This is a genomic window from Streptomyces sp. A012304 (genome assembly GCF_026008495.1).
In the GTDB taxonomy this organism is placed as follows: Bacteria; Actinomycetota; Actinomycetes; order Streptomycetales; family Streptomycetaceae; genus Streptomyces.
The window spans coordinates 1-17,667 of the sequence record NZ_BQUN01000150.1 but is presented as its reverse complement, the minus strand read 5'-3'; the positions used below and the strand labels follow the sequence as shown (position 1 = coordinate 17,667).

Sequence of the window (17,667 nt, the reverse complement as noted above, 5' to 3'; positions counted from 1 at the left end):
GGGGGGGGGCGCACCGGGCGCGGCTCACGCCAGCCGGATCACGTTCCAGGACAGCGGCTCCAGGGTCGCCGTCAGCCGGCCCTCCGTGACGGAGGTCCCCTCCGCCGCGTGCGGGGCGACCCGCTCGGGGTCGGTGAGGGTGTTGCGGGCGTCCGGGTCGGCGTCGGCGAGCACACTGTGCTCGACCAGCCGGGTGACGCCCAGGCCGTTCAGGGCCACCTCCAGCGGCAGCGCCTCGGTACGGCCCCGGTTGACCGCGAAGACGGTGACCGTGCCGTCCTCCGCGCGCACGGCGGTGGCGTGCAACAGATCCGTCTCGCCGTACTTCTTCGTCTCGTACGTCGGTGAGTCCACGCGCACGTCGAGGACCTCACCCCGCCCGTACCTGGACGCCTGGGAGAACGGGAAGAACGTGGTCTGCCGCCAGGCCGGGCCGCCCGGCTCGGTGAGGATCGGCGCGATGACGTTGACCAACTGGGCCAGGCACGCCACCGTCACCCGGTCGGCGTGCCGGAGCAGCGCGATGAGCAGCGACCCGAAGACCACCGCGTCCAGGACGCTGTAGTTGTCCTCCAGCAGGCGGGGCGCCTCAGGCCAGTCGGCCGGGTCGGCGGTGCGGGCGTGCTCCATCCACTTTGATATGTACCAGACGTTCCACTCGTCGAAGGAGAGGTTGATCTTCTTCTTCGACTTCAGCCGCGCGCCCACGTGGTCGCAGGTCGCGACGACGTTCTCGATGAAGGACTCCATGTCGACGGCCGAGGCCAGGAAGGAGTCGACGTCACCGTCGTGCGGCTCGTAGTAGGCGTGCAGGGAGACGTAGTCCACCAGGTCGTACGTCTCCTGGAGGACGGTCGCCTCCCACTCCGCGAAGGTCGGCATCGACTGGGACGAGCTGCCGCAGGCGACGAGTTCGACGCCCGGGTCGATCTGCCGCATCGCGCGGGCCGTCTCGGCGGCGACCCGGCCGTACTCCTCGGCCGTCTTGTGGCCGGTCTGCCAGGGGCCGTCCATCTCGTTGCCCAGGCACCACAGCCGGATGCCGAACGGGTCCTTGTCGCCGTGGGCGGCCCGCAGGTCGGACAGCGCCGTGCCCGAGGGATGGTTGGCGTACTCCTGGAGTTCCAGGGCCTCGGCCACGCCCCGGGTGCCCAGGTTGAGAGCCATCATCGGTTCGGCCTGCGGGCCGATCTTCCGCAGGAAGGCGATGTACTCGGAGAGGCCGAAGCGGTTGCTCTCGGTGGAACGCCAGGCCAGGTCCAGGCGGCGAGGGCGCTCCTCGGCGGGGCCCACCGAGTCCTCCCACTTGTAGCCGGAGACGAAGTTGCCGCCCGGGTAGCGGATGGTGGTGACGCCGAGTTCCCGTACCAGGTCGAGGACGTCGGTGCGCAGGCCTTCGGCGTCGGCGGTGGGGTGGTCGGGTTCGTAGACGCCGGTGTAGACGCAGCGGCCGAGGTGTTCGACGAAGGACCCGAAGAGGCGGGGGTTCACTTCGCCGACGGTGAAGGCGGGGTCGAGCGTGAATCGAGCGGTGCGCATGTGGTCCCTTCCGGAGGACGGCCGGCCAGCCGTCCTTCTGCCAGATCAGATGGTTGAGCCCCAGCTTCGGGGCGTCGTCGTCCTGCGCGTCGTAGGAATGGATCGCCTTGCCGGTCCTCGGGTCGAGTCGGACCGGGCGGACGCGGGTCCTCGTGCCGGAGGCGAGTGCGTCGGCGCCGGTGCCCGCGGTTCAGGCCAGGTCGTCCCATTCCCGCCCCTACTGTTCGACATCTCGAATGGCGCTCGCATCTTCGAACGGGACCGTAGAATCGAAGCGCTTCCGCGTCAATGGTTCCGAACAGGTCTCCCCATGGTTCTGCCACGGGGACCGCTCGCCGCGTAGGCTCGGACCGGCCGCCGCGGAGGCGGCGGGAGGGGGAGCCGATGGACTTCGCGGGCGCGCGCGGAAAGGCGGCCCGGCTCCTCTCGGCGCTGCGGCGCCCGAGGAGCGGCCCCGCCATGCGCGACCTGGCCGGTGAACTCGACGCCGCGCTGCGGGCGCGGCCCCGGCGGCCGGCGGGGGTGCGGGAAGTGGCCCGGGCGCTGTGCGAGGAGATGTCCCGGCTGCGCGGCGGACGGCCCGTCGAGCTGCGCTTCGAGCGGTTCCCGGACGAGTTCGAGGTGACCGGACTGTGGGTGGAGTTCCACGACTTCGACCTGGTCATCGTCGAGGAACGGGCCGAGGACCTCCAGCAACTGGTCATCCTCGGCCATGAACTGTGGCACCTGCACGCGGGGCACCGGCACGACCACCACGGCGTCGGGACGGCCGCCGCGCACGCCCTGGCCGGGCGGCCCGGCTGGGACGACATCGCCCTGACCGTCGCGGCCCGCGACGGCTCGCGGCAGCGGGACGAGGCGGAGGCCGACGACTTCGGCCACCGGCTGGCCGCCGCCCTCCGGCCCCTGCTGGCCGGCTCCGGCGACGCCGGCCCGCCGCTCGACCCGCTCCAGCGGTCACTGGGCTACCGCGGCCCCGGACGCACGGGACGGTGACGACCCCCATGTCTCCCCTGGCCCTGACCCCCATCGAATTCGTCCACGAGTTCTACCCGACGTTCTGGTGGATCCCGGCCGGCATCCTGGCGGCCGCCCTCGCGATCAAACTGCCCAGCATCGTGCGGCTCTGGACGGACCCGCTGCTGCGCGCGGTCGGCGGACTGCTGCTGCTCGCCTGCGCGGTGTTCGTGTTCGTGGCACCGGCCACGATCGCCTGGGTCAACCGGGTCACCGGCGTACCGAACATCTCCGCGCCCTGGGTGTACTCGCTGCTCACCGCGTTCTGCGCGTCCTGTCTGCTGCTGATCATCACCTGGCGGCACGGGCTGTCCGACCGCTCGGCCCGCACCCGCTCCGCGATGCGCTGGGTCATCGGCGTCTACGCCTGCGTGATCGTCGCGCTGTGGGTGCTGTTCGCGCTGGCCGAGGTGCCCGTGGAGCGGCTGCGGGACATCGACACCTACTACGCCAACACGCCGTACATGCGCGAGCTGATCCTGCTCTACCTGCTCGCGCACACCACCGCCGCCCTCGTCACCAACGGGCTGGTGTGGAACTGGGTCCGCACCGACGGACTCGACGCCTGGCTGCGCTGGGGGCTGAAGTTCCTCGGCGCCGGGTACGCGCTCCAGCTCGTCTTCGACGCGGCCAAGCTCACCGCCGTCGGGGCCCGCTGGGCGGACCGCGACCTGGACTGGCTGAGCACGGCCGTGGCACCGCCGCTGGCCTGCCTGTCCGCCGTGCTGATCGCGGTCGGCTTCATCCTTCCGCACGCCGGCCAGTACCTGCACGACCGCTGGCGGATCCGCCTCGCCCACCACGAACTGCGCCCGCTGTACCTGCTGCTGAGGACCGGTCAGGGCGGCGGTCTCTCCTTCGTCCTGCGCACCACACCCGAACTGCGCCTGATCCGCCGCGAGACGTTCATCCGCGACGCCCTGCTCTCCCTGACCCGCTTCCTCGACCAGGACCTGCGCGAGCGGGCGCACGACGCCGCCGTCGCCCTCGGCCTGCCCCCGGAGCGTGCCAAGCACCTGGCGGCCGCGGTGACCGTCCTGGACGCCGTCGACGCCAGGAACCTCGCCCAGGAACGCGACGGCGACGGCACCTGCGACACCACGGATCTGCTGCGCGACATCGTCGCCGTCTCCCGGGCACTGCGGCGCGGGGACGAGATCCGGGCGGTGCGCGCACGGCTCCTCACCCCGGCGGACGGCGGCGTGCACGCCCCGTCCTGAGACCGGCCGCCCCGGGCCCGAGAACGGCCGGCGCTGCCCACAAAGGCTGGATTTCGCGGGCGTTCTTCACCGTCTGCACACCCGGCGGCGCATCGGAGCCGCGGCGTTCGGCATCGGTGCGCGGTGCGCGAGGGACCGCGTCGTACGCCTCGCCGCGGCGCGGAGGCTTTTCGGCCACGTCCCCGCGAGGGCCGTCGCCCGTTCGCCCGTTACACCCGATTCCCGCCCGGCGGCCCCGTCCGCGCGCCGGGCACGAGGTAGCTGAAGCGGCGGCGGTCTTGGCATATTGCACGGATCGAACACCCGCGCATCCACGGGGAGAACCGTGCGTATCAACAGGGAGATGCGTCGCCTCGCCGACACTCTCATCGCCCCTATCCGGGTGCCGGTCCCCGCGGATCCCGAAGCGCTGTTCGACGCGGTCGTCGAGGCCGCCGCCCAGTGGCGGGGCCGCGAGATCGTCGTCCACCGGGCGGTCTTCCCGCCGCACACCGCCAGCGGACTCTGGCTGGAGCGCGAGACCCACGACGACGTCGTCGTCGACGAGCGGGCCGCCGTATGGCACCAGATCGTGATCTTCTGTCATGAGGTGTGGCACATGCGGCAGCGGCAGTCGGCGGGAGGCGCGGCCGTCGCCGCCCGCACCGACTTCACCCTCTCCGACGAGCAGGAGGCCGACCGCTTCGGCATGCTGATGGGCCGACGGCTGCGCACCTGGCTGGAGGCCTCCGCCGACTCCGTGTACGCGGACCGGGGCGACGACACCCAGGACCTCGCCGGACGCATCGGGGCCGCGCTCAACTACCGCGGGACCCGGAGATGACCGGTCTCCCCCACTACGTCAGCGCCGGCGTCCTCGCACTCGGCCTGGTGGTCAAGGCCCCCGATCTGCTGCGCCACCGCCGCGACCCCTACCTGCGGGCCCTGTGCGCGGTGCTGGGCCTGGCCGGCCTGTGCTTCCTCCTCGGCGCCCCGCCCACGGTCGGCGCGGTCAACGACCTCAGCGGTGTGCCCAACCTCGCCGCGCCCCTGACGTACGTCGCGATCACCGCGTACAGCGCCGCCTCGCATGTGCTGATCGTCCACTGGCGGGGCGGACGGCGGGTGTGCCGGACGGCCCGGCGCTGGAGCGTCGCCTACGCGGTCGTCGTCCTCGGCATCGCGGTGATGTTCGTGCTCGGCGAGGCGCCGGTGGAGCGCCGCACCGACTTCGACACCTACTACGCGACCACCCCGTACATCCGCGAGATGATCCTGCTCTGCCTGGCCGGCTACCTCGCCGCGACCGGCGTCAGCACGGTGTCCGCGCTGTGCTGGGCCCGCCACGTGGACGGCTGGCTGCGGGCCGGTCTGATCACCCTCGGCCTGGGCACCCTGTGCGGGGTCGCCTACGGCGTGATCAAGCTCGCCGCCATGACCGCCCGCTGGTGCGGCCGCGACGGGACGGCGCTGGTGACGGACGTCGCCCCGGCGGCGGCCGGGCTGGGCGCGCTGACGACCGTCGTCGGCGTCCTGATCCCGCTCGCCGGGCCCCGGCTGAGCGAATGCCGGCGCGCCTGGCGCACCTACGTCCGGCTGGCGCCCCTGGAACGCGAGCTGGACGACGTCCTCACCCGCCGCCGGCTGCGCCTTCCCCGCCCGCGCTGGGCCTCCCCCGCCACCCTCCTGGTGTGGCGCCGCACCAGCATCCACAACGCGCTCACCCACCTCGACGCCTACGTCGACCCCGACCTGTACGACGAGACCCTGCGCGCCGCGCTGACGGCGACGGGCGATCCGCGGCGGGCCGCCGACACGGCGTGGGCGGCCGCGATCGTGGCGGCGGTCCGACGGGAGGCCGCCGCGGGCGAGGCACCGCCGCCGGGCGGGTGCGACCGGCTCCCGGAACGGGCGGCCGACCCGCGGGCCCTGGTCCGCATCGCCGACGCGCTGGCCGGCTCCCCGCTCGTGAGGGACGTCCGGGCCCACGCGGAGCGGACCGCCCCGGTGGCCGTCGGAGCGGACGCGGCGGCCGTCGAACGGAGCCCTGGCGCATGAGCCTCGTCGTGTACCTGGCGGGCGCGGTCCTCGCGCTGTCCGCCGCCGTCCTGCTGCGCCGGCCGCGCACCGCCCTGCGCAACCCGCTGACCGTCTCCACCTGCGTGGCGATCAGCCTCGGCGCGCTCGTCTTCTGCTGCTCGGCGCCGGTGACGCTGGCCGCCGTGAACGAACTGACGGGCGTCCCCAACTTCGGCGCCCCGCTGACGTACGGCATGCTCACCGCGTACAGCTGCTCGCTGCTGATCCTGCTGGCGCACTGGCGGGGCGGGCCGCGCGAGCGGGTACGGAAGCTGGTGTGGCGCAGCATCGCCGCGTACGGGCCGCTGATCGTGGCGATCGTGGCGCTGTTCGCGCTGGCCGACGCGGACACCGAGCGGCTCACCGACCTCGACACGTACTACGCGAACACGCCGTACATGCGCGAGATGATCGTGCTGTACCTGCTCGGGCACAGCGCGGCGATGGTGACGATGTCGGTGGTGTGCCTGAAGTGGGCGCAGGAGGTCACCGGGCTGCTGCGGACCGGGCTGCGGCTCATCCTGGCCAGCGCGCTGCTGGACCTGGCGGGCTTCCAGCTCACCAAGTACACGGCGATCGCGGCCCGTTGGGCGGGCCACGACCTGGACTTCCTCTCCACGACCGTCGCCCCGCCGATGGCCTCACTGGGCGCGCTGACCTGCTCCGCCGGTTTCGTGCTGCCCAGGCTGCTGCCGGCGGCCGTGGCGCACTGGCGAGGGCTGCGCGACCACCGCAGGCTGGCGCCGCTGTGGGCGCGGGTGCGGTTCGTGTCGGTCGCGCCGAAGCCGTCCGCGTCCTGGTGGCGGCTGCCCGAGGAGCGGCTGCACTGGCGTGAGGTCGCCATCCACGACGCGCTGCTCGCGCTGGCGCCGTACTTCGACGACCGGGTGCGGGCGCGGGCGCTGGCCGCCGCGCTCGACGAGGGCCGCCGCCCGCACGAGGCGCGTGTCGCGGCGGAGGCCGCCATGCTGGACGCGGCGGCGCGGCGGGCCGCCGTGGGCGAGCCGCCGTTCGAGACGCCCAGCGCCTACCGGCTGCACGCCACGGAGGTGTCCGGGGCCGCGGGGCTGGTGGAGCTGGCGCGGGCGCTGGAGCGAACTCCCGTTCCGGACACGCTGGGTGAGGGTACGGTGAAGGCCTTTCATGGCTGAAGGCTTTCCATGGCCGACGTACGAGGAGCCCCATGTCGCGTAGAGCTGTCGTCATCGGTGCCGGTCTGGCCGGCATGCTGGCCGCGGCGGCCTTGTCCACCGTCGTGGACGAAGTGATCGTCCTGGAGCGCGACGAGTTGCCCGACGGGCCGGAGCACCGCAAGGGGCTGCCGCAGGGGCGTCACGCCCATCTCCTCATGGCCGGCGGTCTGGCCGCGATGGAGGACCTGGTGCCGGGGGTGGGCATGCGGGAGCATCTGCTCGCGGCCGGGGCCCGGGAGATATCGATCAGCTCGGGCATGCTCGCCCTGTCCCCCGAGGGCTGGTTCCGGCGCTTCCGCCACGAGGGGCCGCACATGCTGACGTGCAGCCGGGCGCTGCTGGACTGGGCGGTCCGGGACGCCGTGCTGGCGAACACCGGGGTGAAGATCCGCAATGGTCAGGTGCTGGAGCTGACGGGAAGCGCGGAGCGGGTCGAGGGCGTACGGGTGTCGGCGGCCGGGAGCGGCGAGGAGGAACTCACCGCGGATTTCGTGGTCGACGCCAGCGGGCGCGGCTCACGCGTCGTCACCTGGCTGGCTGAGCTGGGGATTTCCGACATCGACGAGAAGACGATCGACGCGGGTCTGGTGAACGCCACGCGCGTGTACCGCACGCCTGAGGGCGCGGAACGCTTCCCGCTGACGATCGTGCAGGCCAACCCCTATCTGTCCCGGCCGGGCCGCAGTGGCATGGTCCTGCCCATCGAGGGCGGTCGGTGGATGGTGAGCCTCGCCGGGACGCGGGGTGGCGGGGAGCCGCCGTCCGACCCGGAGGGCTTCCTCCGGTACACCCTCGACCTGCCGGACCCCATCGTGGGCCGGCTGATCTCGGGCGCCGAGCCGCTCACCGACGTGCACGTCAGCCGCAGCACCAGCAACCACCGGCGGTACCTGGAGAAGGCGCGTCGGTGGCCGGAACGGTTCGTCGTCCTCGGGGACGCGCTGGCCACGTTCAACCCCGCGTACGGGCAGGGCATGTCGGTGGCGGCGCTCGGGGCGCGGGTGCTGAGCCGGGAGCTGCGCGGGGGCGGGCCGGGAGCGGCCGGCCTCGCGCGGCGGGTGCAGCGGGGCGCGGCCCGGTCGGTGGAGGCGGCCTGGACGATGGCGGTCAGCCAGGACGTCTGGTTCCCCGAGACGCGGGGTGGGACGCCGGGGTTCGCGGACCGGCTGGTCACGCGGTACACGCGGCGGATGATCCGGACGGCGACGGGTTCGTACGGGGCGGCGTCGGCGGTGTGGGACGTCACCAGCCTGACGGCCGGGCCGACGCGGCTGCTGCGACCGTCGGCGATCCTGGCGACCCTGAGCGGCCCACCCCTGCCGGCGGCGGCGGGCCCGCCGCTGACCGCGGGCGAGCGCGAGGTACTGCGCGGGCTGGACCGGACGGTGGGGGTGGGCTGAGGACCGGAGTCCGCGCGGGGCAGGCGCCGACGGCCGACGAGACCCGGGCGCCGGCGTACCCGCGGGCTCGGGGCAAAATGCGGTGTGGGTGGTTGCGAACGCTCTCACCGCCCTGGCAGCGGTGGGCGCCCGACCGCAGTGCGTGGTGCGGTCAGTGATCTACGTGCGGAGCGACGACAGGGATGTCCTCGGTGCCGCGTGGCGTCGGCTCACCGACTCCGCCCTGGGGCCGGCGTTCACCACCGCCAGCACCCTCTTGGGCGTTGCCCAGCTGGGCTTTTCCGGACAGCTCGTCGAGGTGGATCTCACTGTGGCACTGTCCGACTGAGCCGGCGGAACCGGACGGCTGCACCGGATGGAGCCCGGCGTGGGCGGTGAAGGTCCCGCCGGTGCGTCCCGCGCTCCTCGGTGGCGGACGCCGTCGTCGTCGGCAACCTGCTGATGACGCTGCTCAAGCACAGCGACCGCGTCACCTCGGCCTCGCTCGCGCAACTGTGTGTTTCTCACCTTGGCGTTTCGGCCTCGCGGGTCACCCGACCCGCGAGGCCGAACGCCAGGGTGAGGCCATGCGGCGAGCGGGCCCATGCTCCGGCCCTCCGGCCGCCGTCAGCCCTTGAAGGCCGGCTGGGGGGTGCCCTGGCCCGCTGCGGGTACCACCAGGAGGGAGCCCGCCACCGGGTGGGGGGCGTCCAGGCCCACGCGGGCGGTGGTGATGTACAGGTCGGTCAGGTCGGCGCCGCCGAAGGCGCACGCCGTCACGCGCGGCGTCGGCAGGGTGATGACGCGGTCCAGCGAACCGTCCGGCGTGTAGCGCCGCACCGCTCCCCCGTCCCACAGGGCCACCCACACGCACCCGTCCGCGTCCACCGTCAGCCCGTCCGGGAACCCCGCCCCCTCCTCGATCTCGACGAAGGTCCGGCGCCCGGCGACCGCACCCTCCTCGTGGTCGAAGACGTCGATCCGACGCGTCGGGGAGTCGATGTAGTACATGAGGCGCCCGTCCGGGCTCCAGCCCGTCCCGTTGCTCACCGCCACGTCGTCAAGGACGACGTCCACGGAACCGTCACCCGTAAGGCGGAAAAGTGTGCCGCCCCCGGGAGCCTCGTCGTACCGCATGGTCCCGGCCCACAGCGAGCCGTCGGGCGCGACGGCGGCGTCGTTGGCGCGGCGGCCGGGCACGGGCTCGTGGTGGAGCCAGCGAAATCCCTCGCCGTCCGCGTCCAGCAGGGCCACCCCGTCCCGCAGGTTCAGCACCAGGCCGCCGCCGGCCCGTGGCTTCGCCGCGCCGACGTGCTGGTCGGTGACCCGGACCGTGCGGTGGCCCGTGGACGGGTCGTAGCTGTGCAGACGGGCGCCCAGGATGTCCAGCCAGAGGAGACGGCCGGTGGCCGGGTCCCAGGTGGGGCCCTCGCCGAGGGTCGCCTCCGCGCGGACCGCCACCTCGAACGCCGTCGTGTACGTCGTCATGCCACGCTCCGGTAACCCAGCAGTTCGGACAGTTCGGCGGCGCCCTTCGCCGCGAGCTGCTCCAGCTCGACCCGGCGCTCGTCGCTCCAGCGGATCATGGGCACCGAGATGGACATCGCGGCGACGACCTGTCCGGTGCGGTCGCGCACCGGGGCTGCCACGCAGCTGACGTCCGGGTTCGACTCACGGCTCTCCACGGCGACGCCCCGCTCGCGGATCTCCGTCAGGGCCTCGCGCAGGGCGGCCGGGTCGGTGATGCTGTTGGGGGTCATACGGACGAGGTCCGCGTCGTCGGGGATGCGGGCGGTCAGCTCCGGCTCGGGAAGGGAGGCCAGCAGCATCTTGCCGACCGAGGTGCAGTGGGCGGGCAGGCGACGGCCGGCCGCCGACACCATGCGCACCGCGTGCGTGGAGTCGACCTTGGCGATGTAGATGACGTCCGTGCCCTCCAGGATCGCCACGTGCACCGTCTCGTCGCAGGTCTCCGCGACGGACCGGGCGACCTGCTGGCCCTCGGCGGCCAGGTCGAGGTGCTCGGCGTACCGGCTGCCGAGCTGGTACGGCCGTACGCCGAGGCGGTAGCGTCCCGGCTGTCCGGAGACGGGGACGATGTAGGACCGGGCGGCGAGCGTGGTGACCAACTCGTGCACGGTGGTGCGCGGCAGCTGGAGCTTGCGCACGATGTCGGGTGCGGAGAGCGTGCCGTCCCCGTCGAGGAAGAGCTCGAGAATGTCGAGAGCCCGGGTCACGGCAGGTACGAGTCGTCCCACGACAGGCCCCCTCCTTGGTGTCTCAGGTGCCTGTGTTCGAGATTTCAACAGGCGATCGGCATGACGAACACAGGCTAGTCATAAGGAGATGCGCCGGGCAATAAGCGGGAAACACCCTCGGTGCGCCAGGATGGGGGCATGCCGACTCCCAAACGCCTTGCCGGCACTTTCTCACCTCTGGACTTCCAGCTGGTGCTGCTGCGCCGCATGGCCGACCACAACGCCGACCTCGTGGACGAGATCCGCCATGAGCTGGGCATCCCTCTGACGCGCATGAGAGAGGCCAACAGACGCTGGCAGGCGATGATCCACTCCCCGCACGGACGGGGCGCCCTCTCCCGCTACCACGCGGTCCTCGGTGAGCCCGAGTCCAGGACTCCCCGCCGCGTGGGCGACCTGGACTGCGAGACCTGGCACTGGCCGGTCTCCTTCTGGCCCGAGCTGCGCTTCGAGCTGCTGGTCAGCGACAAGCGCTCGGTCGGGAACGAGTGGCTGGTCCGCGCCCCCGACGCGCCCGCCCCCGACCTCCGGACCCTCGAAGACCTCACGCCCTGGTCCTGCACGGTCGAGGAGGTGGCCGGGGCCTTCACCCCGGCCCACCCCCTGGAGGGGGAGCCCCCCGCCCGGTCGGGCCTCGCCTTCATCGCCCCGGACAGGAACGGGGTGCGCCGCGAGGTGGCCGCCGAGTTCGCCTGGGGGCTGCTGCAACGGGTGGCGGTCAGCGGGTAGCGGCCGCCAGGACCGCCTCCACCACACCCGCCACCGACCCCGGGTGCAGGAACAGGAACAGGTTGGGCTCGACCAGCTCCAGTTCCATCAGCCGCGGCCGGCCGTCCTCGCCGTCGACGAGGTCCACGCGCGCGTACAGCAGGCCGGAGCCGTCCGGTACGGCCGCCAGCGCGCGTTCGGCGACGGCGAGCTCCGCCGGGGTCGCGGCCCAGGGCTCCAGGCCGGGGTGGGCGACCTTGTCGGCGTCGTAGGCCGTTCCGGGCGTCAGGACCGCGCGCTTGCGGCTGGCGTGCAGCAGACGACCGCCGAAGAACTGGAGCGCCCGCTCCCCGCTGACGTCGATGCCCGCGACGTAGGGCTGCACCATCGCGGTGAGCCCTTCGTCGTGCATCCGCGCGAGATGCCGTACGGCGGTGTCGTGGTCGTCGGGGGTGTAGCGGGCGGCGAAGCGGGCGCCCGCGCCCGAGGTGGGCTTGACGACGTACTCGTGGTCGTCGGGGAGGCCGGCCGGGTCGCCGGGTGCGACGTACCGGGTCGGCACGACCGGCACCCCGGCCGCCGCCAGCTCCCCGAGGTACCGCTTGTCGGCGTTCCACCGGATGATGTCGACGGGGTTCGCGACCCGGGTGACCGTCCCGGCCTTCGCCAGCCACGCCAGGAACTCCGCCTGCCGCCAGCTGTAGTCCCAGGTGGACCGGACGACGGCCAGATCGAACCCGGCCCAGTCGGCCGAGGGATCGTCCCAGGCCACGGCGTCGGCCTCGGCACCCGCCGCCCGCAACGCCTCCACCAGCACCGGCAGGTCCCGGTCGTGGTTCGGCTCCGGTCCGGAGTCGTACGTGACGAGGGCTATGCGGGGCGCGGGCACGGATGGACCTCCTCGGACGGCAGTTCGAACCCCCGCAGGCTACCCGGCGGGCTCCGGAAGGCCCCTCCGCTTTTCGCCGACGGGCTCCGGAAGGCCCACAACCGCTGTGTGCCGGCGGGCGCCGGAAGGCCCACAAACCGGTGTGTGCCGGCGGGCTCGGGAAAGCCCCCTACCGCTCCGCGCCGCCGGGCTCCCAGTCCAGCAGCCGCACCTTCGCCACCGTACGGACGTGGTCGCGCATCGCGGTCGCCGCCCGGCGGGGGCTGCCGTCGGCGATGGCGTCGAGGATGGCCCGGTGCTGGGCGAGGGAGCGGGTGGGGCGGCCGGGCTGGCGGAGGGACTCGGTGCGGCTCTCGGCGATCTGGTCGGCGATGGAGCGCATGAACTCCGCGAGGAGGCTGCTGTGCGCCGCCGCCGTCACCGCCGCGTGGAAGAGCCGGTCGCCCTCGACGCCGTGGCCGTCCTCCTCGATCTCCCGCGCCATGTGGGCGAGCGCCGAGCGCATCGCGGCCAGGTCCTCCTCGGTGCGGCGCTCGGCGGCCAGCTCCGCGAGTTTCGTCTCCAGCGCCTCCCGGGCCTCCAGCACGTCCGGGAGGCGCCGGCGGCGCTCGACCATCTTCTCGACGGGCTCGACGTCCAGGCTGTCGCGGACCAGATAGGTGCCACCGCCGTGCCGCGCCTCCACCAGGCCCTGGACCTCCAGGACGACGATCGCCTGTTTCACCGAGGCCCGGCTGACGCCCAGCCGCTGGGCCAGGTCGCGTTCGGGCGGGAGGCGGTCCCCGGCGCGCAGGCCGCCCTCCGTGACGTACTGGCGCAGCCGGTCCAGCACCTGCTCGTAGAGGCGCTGCTTGGTCATGGGGCGCAGGGCGTCGGTCACGGGGTCCCCCTCTCGCCTGGAGGGTAACACCGGGGCCCCGGACAGGCTGAGTGGCTGAACCAATTCCTGCCAGACCCCTTGACGGCGGTCGGGGCAGCCCCCACGCTGATCAGCCAGCACCCCAAAGTGGCTCAGCCACTCAGCCACCGTGCTGTCTCCGAAGCCGTTCCGGGACCCAACGACGGGAGCCCGTATGTCCCCCGAACTCATCTCGATCCTCGTGCTGGTGGTGGTGTTCGTCATCGCCACCACCCGTTCCGTCAACATGGGCGCGCTCGCCTTCGCCGCCGCCTTCGGGGTCGGTGAACTCGTCGCCGACCTCGACGCGGACGGCATCTTCGCCGGCTTCCCCGGCGATCTGTTCGTCGTCCTGGTCGGCGTCACGTACCTCTTCGCGATCGCCCGGGCCAACGGCACCACCGACTGGCTGGTGCACGCCTCGATCCGGCTGGTGCGCGGCCGGGTGGCGCTGATCCCCTGGGTGATGTTCGCCCTGACCGGCGTGCTCACCGGGATCGGCGCGGTCAGTCCGGCCGCGGTGGCGATCGTCGCGCCGATCGCCCTCAGCTTCGCCGCCCGCTACGGGATCAGTCCGCTGCTGATGGGCGCGATGGTGGTGCACGGCGCGCAGGGCGGCGGCTTCTCCCCGATCAGCATCTACGGCACGATCGTCAACGGCATCGTCGAGCGGGAGAAGCTCCCCGGCAACGAGATCGCCCTCTTCCTGTCCTCCCTGTTCGCCAACCTGGTCATCGCCGGTGTGGTGTTCCTGCTGTGCGGGGGCCGGAAGCTGTGGCGGCAGGGGGCGGTGACGGACGACCGGGCGGAGGGACCCGGGGCGGGTTCGGCGGCGGAGCCCGGGGCGGGTTCCGGGAAGGGGTCCGGATCGGGTTCCGGGGCAGAGTCCGGATCGGGTTCCGGATCGGGAGGCGCCCCGGGGGCGGTTCTCGTGGGGGGCGGCGGGACCGGTGGCGTCCCCACCGCCGTGGCCACCCGCCCCGAGGTCGGCGGCCCCCTGGACACCACCCGCCTCAACCCCGCCCGGATCGCCACGCTCCTCTCCCTGCTCGCGCTCGTCTTCGCCGTCCTCGTCCTCGACCTCGACGCCGGTCTGACCGCGATCACCCTCGCCGTCGTGCTGAGCACCCTCTGGCCGCAGGACAGCCGCACCGCGGTCGGCCAGATCGCCTGGTCGACGGTGCTGCTGATCTGCGGGGTCCTCACCTACGTCGGTGTCCTGGACGAGATGGGCACCATCACCTGGGCCGGTGAGGGCGTCGGCGGCATCGGTGTGCCGCTGCTGGCCGCGGTGCTGCTGTGCTACATCGGCGCGATCGTGTCCGCGTTCGCCTCCTCCGTCGGGATCATGGGCGCGCTGATCCCGCTGGCCGTGCCGTTCCTGGCCCAGGGCGAGATCGGCACGGTCGGCATGGTGGCCGCGCTGGCGGTGTCGGCGACGGTGGTGGACGTGAGCCCGTTCTCCACGAACGGCGCGCTGGTCCTGGCCGCGGCACCGGACGTCGACCGCGAGCGTTTCTTCCGGCAGTTGATGATCTACGGAGGGATCGTGGTGGCCGTGGTGCCCGCGCTGGCGTGGCTGGTGATGGTCGTGCCGGGCTTCGGGTAGGACCGCTCCGGCAGCCGAGACAAAGCGACAGTCGAAGGAGTCACGTTCGTGTCCTCTCTTTTCCCGGCCCTGACCGGCGCCGCGGCGGGACGGCCCGCCCTGCGGTTCGGTGACCGCTCCCTGACCTACGCGGAACTCGCCGCGGCGGCCGACGCGCTCGCCGGCCGGCTCACGGGGCACGCCCGGATCGCCGTATGGGCCACCCCCGCGCTGGAGACCGCCGTCGCCGTGGTGGCGGTGCTCCGCGCCGGGGCCGCCGCCGTGCCGCTCAACCCGAAGTCGGGCGAGAAGGAGCTAGGGCACATCCTCTCCGACAGCGCGCCCGCCCTGCTCCTCGCCGCCCCGGGCGACGAACTGCCGCCCGCCGTACGGGACCTGCCGCGCGTCGATGTCGACGTGGACGCGCGCGCCGCCGGGCCGCTGCCCGACCCGGACACCTCCGACGAGGACCCGGCCCTCGTCGTCTACACCTCCGGCACCACCGGCCCGCCCAAGGGGGCCGTCCTGCCCCGCCGGGCGATCGCCACGACGCTGGACGCGCTGGCCGACGCCTGGCAGTGGAGCGGCGACGACGTCCTCGTGCACGGGCTGCCGCTGTTCCATGTGCACGGTCTGGTGCTGGGCGTGCTGGGTCCGCTGCGGCGGGGCGGGGCCGTGCGGCACCTGGGACGGTTCTCCACCGAGGGCGTGGCACGCGAGCTGAACTCCGGCGCGACCATGCTGTTCGGGGTGCCGACGATGTACCACCGCGTCGCCGAGGCGCTGCCCGCCGAGCCCGAACTGGTCAAGGCGCTCTCCGGGGCGCGGCTGCTCGTCTCGGGCTCCGCCGCGCTGCCGGTGCACGACCACGAGCGGATCGCGGCGGCGACCGGACGGCGGGTGATCGAGCGGTACGGCATGACGGAGACGCTGATGAACACCAGCGTCCGCGCCGACGGGGAGCCGCGCCCCGGGACGGTCGGCGTGCCGCTGCCGGGCGTGGAGCTGCGGCTCGTGGAGGACGACGGGTCGCCGGTGGGGGCGTACGACGGCGAGACGGTGGGCGAGATCCAGGTGCGCGGGCCGAACCTGTTCACCGAGTACCTCAACCGCCCGGACGCCACGGCCGCCGCGTTCACCGCCGACGGCTGGTTCCGCACCGGGGACATGGCGGTGCGCGACCCGGACGGGTACGTGCGGATCGTGGGGCGCAAGGCGACCGACCTGATCAAGAGCGGCGGATACAAGATCGGGGCGGGTGAGATCGAGAACGCGCTGCTGGAGCATCCGGGGGTGCGGGAGGCCGCCGTCACCGGGGAGCCGGACCCGGACCTCGGGGAGCGGATCGTCGCGTGGGTGGTGCCCGCGGACCCCGCGTCCCCGCCCGGTCAGGAGGAGCTGGCCGACCATGTCGCGCGGCGGCTGGCTCCGCACAAGCGGCCCCGGGTGGTGCGCCACCTCGACGCGCTGCCCCGCAACGACATGGGGAAGATCATGAAGCGGGCGCTGGGCTCGTGAGCGGGCCGCCGCGGATGAGCGCGCGGGACGTCCTCGCGCTGGTCTCCGATCCGTCCAGCTTCACCGAACTCCCGCATCAGGACGCGGAGTCGGCGCCCGACGGCCCGCTCGGCTGGCCGGGGTACGACGCCTCGCGCGCCCGCGCCGCCGAGCGCACCGGCGAGCGGGAGTCCGTCGTCTGCGGCACCGCGCGCGTCGAGGGCACCCGGGCGGTGCTGATCGCCTTCGAGTTCGGCTTCCTGGGCGGCTCGCTGGGCGAGCGGACGGGCGACCGCCTGGTGGCGGCGTTCACATACGCCCGTGAACACCGGCTGCCCGTGGTGCCGTTGGTCGCGACCGGCGGCAGCCGGATGCAGGAGGGCATGCTCGCCCTCACCCAGCTCCAGCGGGTGGCACGGCAGTCGGCGCTCACCCGGGAGGCCGGTCTGCCGCAGGTCGCCGTCCTGCGCGACCCCACCACGGGCGGCGGCTGGGCCACGCTGGGCGCGGGCGCCGACGTGGTCCTCGCGCTGCCGGGCGCCCAGGTCGGCTTCGCGGGGTCGCGGGTGCGGCCGCCGGACGCCGACCCGGCCGCGTACACGGCGCGGGCGCAGGTCGCGGCGGGGTCGGCGGACGCCGTGGTCCGGCCGGAGGAGCTGCGGGCGACGCTGGGGCTGTGGCTGCGGCTGCTGACCGACCCGTCCGACGCCCCCGCGCCGGTCCCCCGGGCGCTCGGCGCCACGGACCTGCCGGCCTCCGGCTGGGACGCCGTACGCCGCGCCCGCGCCCCCGAACGGCCGCGCGCCGCGCGCTACTTGGACGCCTACTTCACCCGCCGTCTCGCGATCAACGGCGACCGGTGCGGCGGCGCCGACCCGGACGGCATGCTGTGCGGATTCGGCGAGCACGAGGGCCGTACGGTCGCCTACGCCGCCCAGACCGGGACCGCGACCCGGCCCGCCGGGTACCGCACCGCCACCCGGCTGATCCGGCTCGCGGACCGGCTCGGCATCCCGGTGCTGACCCTGGTGGACACCCCGGGCGCCGCCAACGACGCCGAGGCGGAACGGCAGGGCGCGGGCGCGGCGATCGCCGAGCTGTTCGGCGCGGTCGCCGCCGCCCGGACGCCGCTCACCACGCTGGTCGTCGGCGAGGGCGGCTCCGGCGGCGCCCTGGCCCTGGCCGCCCCCGGCCGCACCTGGGCCACCCCGGACAGCTACTTCTCCGTCATCGCCCCCGAACTCGCCGCCGCCATCCTCAAACGCCCCCCGCACGAGGTCGAGGCAACAGCCGACCAACTCCACATCCGCCCCCAGGACTTGGCACAACTGGGCCTGATCCGAACGGACGAGAGCGCCTGAGGTGGGGGGCGGCGGGGCGGATGCCCGCCGCCCCGGGGGGGCAGGGGTGGACATCGGCGCCG

15 protein-coding genes and 2 pseudogenes are annotated in these 17,667 nt (G+C 73.6%); 12 read left to right on the top strand and 5 right to left on the bottom strand.

Annotated elements, in window-relative coordinates; translation table 11 throughout:
* Positions 1-24: 24 nt before the first annotated feature.
* Positions 25-1,539 carry an alpha-N-arabinofuranosidase gene (locus tag ALMP_RS35145; RefSeq protein ID WP_264935827.1) on the bottom strand — a complete coding sequence of 505 codons (1,515 nt, stop codon included), beginning with the start codon at positions 1,537-1,539 and terminating at the stop codon, positions 25-27.
* 384 nt (positions 1,540-1,923) lie between these two features.
* Between ALMP_RS35145 and ALMP_RS35140 the strand changes: the two genes are divergently transcribed.
* From ALMP_RS35140 to ALMP_RS35105, 8 genes and pseudogenes are all read left to right on the top strand, one after another.
* Positions 1,924-2,535, top strand: coding sequence for a toxin-antitoxin system, toxin component family protein (locus ALMP_RS35140; RefSeq protein WP_264935826.1), 612 nt, complete (start codon positions 1,924-1,926; stop codon positions 2,533-2,535).
* 8 nt (positions 2,536-2,543) lie between these two features.
* Positions 2,544-3,776, top strand: coding sequence for a DUF6545 domain-containing protein (locus ALMP_RS35135; RefSeq protein WP_264935825.1), 1,233 nt, complete (start codon positions 2,544-2,546; stop codon positions 3,774-3,776).
* Between the two features lie 325 nt (positions 3,777-4,101).
* The gene (locus ALMP_RS35130; RefSeq protein WP_264935824.1) at positions 4,102-4,599 is read left to right on the top strand and encodes a toxin; all 498 of its coding nucleotides are present in this window, start codon (positions 4,102-4,104) and stop codon (positions 4,597-4,599) included.
* Positions 4,596-5,813, top strand: coding sequence for an MAB_1171c family putative transporter (locus ALMP_RS35125; RefSeq protein WP_264935822.1), 1,218 nt, complete (start codon positions 4,596-4,598; stop codon positions 5,811-5,813). The genes ALMP_RS35130 and ALMP_RS35125 overlap by 4 nt, the downstream gene beginning before the upstream one ends.
* Positions 5,810-6,985 carry an MAB_1171c family putative transporter gene (locus ALMP_RS35120; RefSeq protein WP_264935820.1) on the top strand — a complete coding sequence of 392 codons (1,176 nt, stop codon included), beginning with the start codon at positions 5,810-5,812 and terminating at the stop codon, positions 6,983-6,985. Before ALMP_RS35125 ends, ALMP_RS35120 begins: the two co-directional genes overlap by 4 nt.
* Positions 6,986-7,017: 32 nt before the next feature.
* A complete protein-coding gene (locus tag ALMP_RS35115; RefSeq protein WP_264935818.1) occupies positions 7,018-8,427 on the top strand; it encodes an NAD(P)/FAD-dependent oxidoreductase in 1,410 nt (469 codons plus the stop codon).
* Between the two features lie 88 nt (positions 8,428-8,515).
* A pseudogene (locus ALMP_RS35110) lies at positions 8,516-8,755 on the top strand (RidA family protein); the annotation flags it as partial.
* A gap of 80 nt (positions 8,756-8,835) precedes the next feature.
* A pseudogene (locus ALMP_RS35105) lies at positions 8,836-8,910 on the top strand (hypothetical protein); the annotation flags it as partial.
* A 123-nt stretch (positions 8,911-9,033) separates the two neighbouring features.
* Here ALMP_RS35105 and ALMP_RS35100 read toward each other — a convergent pair.
* Positions 9,034-9,894, bottom strand: coding sequence for an SMP-30/gluconolactonase/LRE family protein (locus tag ALMP_RS35100; RefSeq protein WP_264935816.1), 861 nt, complete (start codon positions 9,892-9,894; stop codon positions 9,034-9,036).
* Positions 9,891-10,664 carry an IclR family transcriptional regulator gene (locus ALMP_RS35095; protein WP_264935814.1) on the bottom strand — a complete coding sequence of 258 codons (774 nt, stop codon included), beginning with the start codon at positions 10,662-10,664 and terminating at the stop codon, positions 9,891-9,893. Before ALMP_RS35095 ends, ALMP_RS35100 begins: the two co-directional genes overlap by 4 nt.
* A gap of 138 nt (positions 10,665-10,802) precedes the next feature.
* Between ALMP_RS35095 and ALMP_RS35090 the strand changes: the two genes are divergently transcribed.
* Positions 10,803-11,393: a hypothetical protein gene (locus ALMP_RS35090; protein ID WP_264935813.1), complete on the top strand. Its 591-nt coding sequence runs from the start codon at positions 10,803-10,805 to the stop codon at positions 11,391-11,393.
* Here ALMP_RS35090 and ALMP_RS35085 read toward each other — a convergent pair.
* Both ALMP_RS35085 and ALMP_RS35080 read right to left on the bottom strand, forming a co-directional pair.
* Complete coding sequence (locus tag ALMP_RS35085; RefSeq protein WP_264935812.1) at positions 11,383-12,261, bottom strand: RimK family alpha-L-glutamate ligase; 879 nt, start codon at positions 12,259-12,261, stop codon at positions 11,383-11,385. The genes ALMP_RS35090 and ALMP_RS35085 overlap by 11 nt on opposite strands.
* A 169-nt stretch (positions 12,262-12,430) precedes the next feature.
* Complete coding sequence (locus ALMP_RS35080; protein WP_264935810.1) at positions 12,431-13,141, bottom strand: FadR/GntR family transcriptional regulator; 711 nt, start codon at positions 13,139-13,141, stop codon at positions 12,431-12,433.
* 193 nt (positions 13,142-13,334) lie between these two features.
* Here ALMP_RS35080 and ALMP_RS35075 point away from each other — a divergent pair, with 193 nt between their 5' ends.
* From ALMP_RS35075 to ALMP_RS35065, 3 genes are read left to right on the top strand one after another with little or no spacing between them, the layout of a single operon-like run.
* Complete coding sequence (locus ALMP_RS35075; RefSeq protein ID WP_264935808.1) at positions 13,335-14,768, top strand: SLC13 family permease; 1,434 nt, start codon at positions 13,335-13,337, stop codon at positions 14,766-14,768.
* 48 nt (positions 14,769-14,816) lie between these two features.
* On the top strand, positions 14,817-16,265 hold the full coding sequence (locus tag ALMP_RS35070; protein ID WP_264935807.1) for an acyl-CoA synthetase: 1,449 nt from the start codon (positions 14,817-14,819) through the stop codon (positions 16,263-16,265).
* Between the two features lie 14 nt (positions 16,266-16,279).
* Positions 16,280-17,605, top strand: a complete 1,326-nt coding sequence (locus ALMP_RS35065) for a carboxyl transferase domain-containing protein (protein WP_264935849.1) — start codon at positions 16,280-16,282, stop codon at positions 17,603-17,605.
* The last annotated feature ends 62 nt before the right edge of the window (positions 17,606-17,667 follow it).

Excerpts from the sequence above, each read along its gene's own strand:
- ALMP_RS35145 (WP_264935827.1), bottom strand. The coding sequence starts at position 1,539 with ATGCGCACCGCTCGATTCACGCTCGACCCCGCCTTCACCGTCGGCGAA.
- ALMP_RS35140 (WP_264935826.1), top strand. The coding sequence starts at position 1,924 with ATGGACTTCGCGGGCGCGCGCGGAAAGGCGGCCCGGCTCCTCTCGGCG.
- ALMP_RS35135 (WP_264935825.1), top strand. The coding sequence starts at position 2,544 with ATGTCTCCCCTGGCCCTGACCCCCATCGAATTCGTCCACGAGTTCTAC.
- ALMP_RS35125 (WP_264935822.1), top strand. The coding sequence starts at position 4,596 with ATGACCGGTCTCCCCCACTACGTCAGCGCCGGCGTCCTCGCACTCGGC.
- ALMP_RS35120 (WP_264935820.1), top strand. The coding sequence starts at position 5,810 with ATGAGCCTCGTCGTGTACCTGGCGGGCGCGGTCCTCGCGCTGTCCGCC.
- ALMP_RS35115 (WP_264935818.1), top strand. The coding sequence starts at position 7,018 with ATGTCGCGTAGAGCTGTCGTCATCGGTGCCGGTCTGGCCGGCATGCTG.
- ALMP_RS35100 (WP_264935816.1), bottom strand. The coding sequence starts at position 9,894 with ATGACGACGTACACGACGGCGTTCGAGGTGGCGGTCCGCGCGGAGGCG.
- ALMP_RS35090 (WP_264935813.1), top strand. The coding sequence starts at position 10,803 with ATGCCGACTCCCAAACGCCTTGCCGGCACTTTCTCACCTCTGGACTTC.
- ALMP_RS35075 (WP_264935808.1), top strand. The coding sequence starts at position 13,335 with ATGTCCCCCGAACTCATCTCGATCCTCGTGCTGGTGGTGGTGTTCGTC.
- ALMP_RS35065 (WP_264935849.1), top strand. The coding sequence starts at position 16,280 with ATGAGCGCGCGGGACGTCCTCGCGCTGGTCTCCGATCCGTCCAGCTTC.